At 72.5% G+C, this 3,145-nt stretch carries 3 protein-coding genes; all 3 read right to left on the bottom strand.

Annotated features, from left to right (window positions below; all coding sequences use genetic code 11):
• Window positions 1-228: 228 nt before the first annotated feature.
• The 3 genes from ACHFFZ_RS10925 to ACHFFZ_RS10935 are packed head-to-tail and all read right to left on the bottom strand — an operon-like array spanning window position 229 to window position 2,968.
• Window positions 229-1,440 (bottom strand): erythromycin esterase family protein, encoded by a 1,212-nt coding sequence (locus ACHFFZ_RS10925; RefSeq protein ID WP_394276649.1) that lies wholly within the window; start codon window positions 1,438-1,440, stop codon window positions 229-231.
• A gap of 17 nt (window positions 1,441-1,457) precedes the next feature.
• Window positions 1,458-2,228: a hypothetical protein gene (locus ACHFFZ_RS10930; RefSeq protein WP_394276650.1), complete on the bottom strand. Its 771-nt coding sequence runs from the start codon at window positions 2,226-2,228 to the stop codon at window positions 1,458-1,460.
• Window positions 2,225-2,968, bottom strand: a complete 744-nt coding sequence (locus tag ACHFFZ_RS10935; protein WP_394276651.1) for an ABC transporter ATP-binding protein — start codon at window positions 2,966-2,968, stop codon at window positions 2,225-2,227. Before ACHFFZ_RS10935 ends, ACHFFZ_RS10930 begins: the two co-directional genes overlap by 4 nt.
• Window positions 2,969-3,145: the final 177 nt, after the last annotated feature.

A 3,145-nucleotide genomic window follows, 5' to 3' on the forward strand; every position in this document is an offset into this window, starting at 1 on the left:
GGCGGGCGCCAGGGGGAGCAGCAGGGCGGCGGAACCGATCGCGGCGACCGCGAGTCGGACGGTGTGGAGGATAGGCATGGGCGTCATCCCATCACATTCAGCCGACGTTCAGGTTTCGCACAGGTGTGGTGCAGGTGAACAGGCCCGCGCTCGGCTTCCTGGCCCCACGTAGCGCGTCAGCCCCCAGCCCCAGCCCGTCACCTCCAGGCCACCAGACCCAATCCGGCATCACTGCCCCAACGGCACCGTGGGATGACTGTCCTCCACGTGCACCAGCGCATCCCAGGCCTCGGCGGGCACCAGTTGCACCTCGTGCAGGAAGGGGATCCAGGCCTGGTAGGCGGCGAAGGAGGAACCGGCCGAGGCCATCGGCTGGCGACGCCCCAGCACCCGACGGTTCACCGGCGTCGCCTCAGCCAGGTCCAGGAAGCCGATCCGGGTCCCGGTGAAGATCCCGCGTGACGGCGAGGAGACGTCGAAGGAGAAGTCGCTGCCGTCATCGTCGAGCCGGGTCCGGTGGGACTGCGTCCCGATCACCCGGTAGTCCTGGCCCCAGGTCTTGGCATTCCAGACACCCAGCTTCGATCCCGCAGCCATGCTGGCCACCCCTGCCCGGTCGACGTGACCGTTGTGGGCCAGCAGCAGGGTGTGCTTGCCCCCAACCCGTGCTCGCTCCTCCACCAGGAAGCGCAGGTTCTGGTGCAGTGCCCGGTCCCGGTCATAGGAGCCGATGCCCTGCGCCCCGCGCTGCATGCCCTGCACCAGGGCCCGGGCCGACAGGCGGGCCCGCAGCGTCGCGTCGTCGGTGCGCCCCGCGGCCACCCGCTCGACGGCCTCGGCCAGCTGCTTGGCCGCAGGCTCCGCCGCCGTGGCCCGGTCCTGTTCCCAGGCCGTGTCCCGGGTGATCCGGGCCAGGGCAGGGGCGAGCTTCGCCGCCGCGGCGGGATCAGTCGAGCGCAGCCAGGCCAGGGCCAGGTCGCGGTCCTCGCCGGCGCGCTGGATGTCGAGCCCGTAGAGCCGCACCGGATCCTTGGGATGCTTGGCATTCCACTCCCGCAGGCGGGTGAGCATGGCGGCGCTCTGCTCGGTGCGGTTGAGCGCGAAACCCATCCGCTGCGCGGCCTGTTCGGCGGTGCCGGGCCCGCCCTGCAGCCAGGCGTCCACCTGGCTCACCGAGCCGGCATTGTCCTCCAGCGCGATCGTCGTGAAGCCCTTGTCGGCGGACTTCAGGGCCACCAGCGTCCACGCCTCGCGGAACTCCGCGGTGCCATGGGTCGCCTCCCCCACGGCCAGCACGGTGGCATCGGTGAACCGGCTGGGCAGCTCGGCATCGGCCAGCTCGACGGCCTGCGCCTCGCCCGCCGGGGCGGTGTACCAGTGCCAGGCCCCGAAGCCCAGCAGCACCAGGGCCAACAGTCCCGACCCGAGTGCCAGCAGCACGGTCCTCGTCCGTCCCGTCACAGGTCCCCCTTGACGAGCCGCCAGGCACCCAGGCCGGCGGGAAGGACAATCCACACGAGCATCGAGCTTGCCAGCCTCGCCCACGCCCCGGGCGTCGGGTCGGCCAGCACCCAGACGGCATCCAGGTTCACCCAGCCGAGCACCGCCGCCACCTGCGACGAGACCGCAGAGAGCAACAGGGCGATCGTCGGCCACAGCAGCAGCACCATGATCGGGGCCGGGGCACTGCGCGAGACCAGGGCCCAGGCCAGTGCCGCGAGGCTCGTGAAGACCAGACTCCCAGCCGCCAGGGCCAGCTGGCCGGCATCCCAGCGCCAGAGAACCGGAGTTCCGGTCAGCAGCGGGGCCACCAGGGCAGCCCCCGCCCCCATCAGCACCGCCACCAGGAAGGCGACAGCGTCGGCGGCCAGCACCGCCAGCGCCTTGGCCAGCACCAGGCGCGAGCGGTCGGGGTCGGCCAGCAGCGACTGCTCGATCGTGCCGTGGCTGAACTCCTGGCTGACCAGCAGCACCGCCAGCACCAGCATCATCCAGCCCGCCGGGCCGCAGGCCATCGCCACCAGCTGGCTCGTGGTGGTCTCGGCCAGCGGCTGCAGGGCCCGGCCACCGGCGAAGGCCGCCATGGCGAACAGACCCCCCGCCGCCACGGCCCGCTGGCTGCGGGTGCCGGTCAGGGTGCGCGCCTCGACGAGCACGGCCCGTCCCAGGCCAGGGCCGGCCTGGTGGACGGCGGGATCGGTGTATGGGCGGGATTCCACCATGGTCATCGGACTGCTCCCGTGGTCGGGGTGGGCTGCTGGGGGTTGTTGGGCGCACGATCTGCGCCCGAGGTGAGGCGGAAGTACTGCTCCTCCAGGTCGGGCACGTCGGCGACGGCCGAGGTGGCCAGCACCTGCCCGTCGCCGATCATCACGACGGTCTGGGCCAGGCGTGAGACGTCGTGCAGCTGGTGGCTGCTCAGCAGCACCGCACAACCCCGCTGTGCCCGGGAGCGCAAGAGTTCGGCGAGCCAGCGCTGGCCCTGCGGGTCGAGCCCATTGGTGGGCTCGTCGAGCACCAGGGCCGACGGGTCGGCCAGCAGCGCCCGGGCGATGCCGAGGCGTTGGCGCATGCCCAGCGAGTACTGCCCGACGCGGCGACGGGCCTCTGCCGTCGTCAGCCCTACCTCGTCGAGCACCTGCGCGACGCGATCCCCGGAAAGCCCCTGGGCCAGGGCGGACAGCCGCAGCGTCTCCAGCCCGGTGCGGCCGGGGTGGAAGGACTCGGTGCCCAGCAGCACGCCGAGCGTGGCTCCGGCGTGGGGCAGGTCACGGTAGGGGTGGCCGGCGACGGTGGCCGTCCCGGCATCGGCGTGGACCAGCCCGGCCAGGATGCGCAGGCAGGTGGACTTCCCGGCCCCGTTGGGGCCGAGGAAGCCGACGATGTGGCCCGCGGGGACGTCGAAGGACACCCCCTGCAGCGCCTGTACTGCGCCGAAGCGCTTGGTGAGGTTCTCGATCTCGATCATGGGTCCAGCCCACGTCAGCCGGCCGGGTCGCCGCCTCGGGCAGAAGGCCGCCGTCGCATAGTCCTTCGGGGACCGGCAGCTGGCCCATCGGCTGCCCGGCTGGTCCATCGGCCATCTGGGCAGTGCACCCGGTGGCTGTGAGACTGGAGGGGTGCCCGACGACTCCTCCCCCGCCAC

This window comes from Luteococcus sp., from assembly GCF_043424415.1.
Taxonomy (GTDB): Bacteria; Actinomycetota; Actinomycetes; order Propionibacteriales; family Propionibacteriaceae; genus Luteococcus.

Bases quoted from the DNA above. Each gene is read 5' to 3' on its own strand.
- ACHFFZ_RS10930 (WP_394276650.1), bottom strand. From the start codon at position 2,228: ATGACCATGGTGGAATCCCGCCCATACACCGATCCCGCCGTCCACCAG.
- ACHFFZ_RS10935 (WP_394276651.1), bottom strand. From the start codon at position 2,968: ATGATCGAGATCGAGAACCTCACCAAGCGCTTCGGCGCAGTACAGGCG.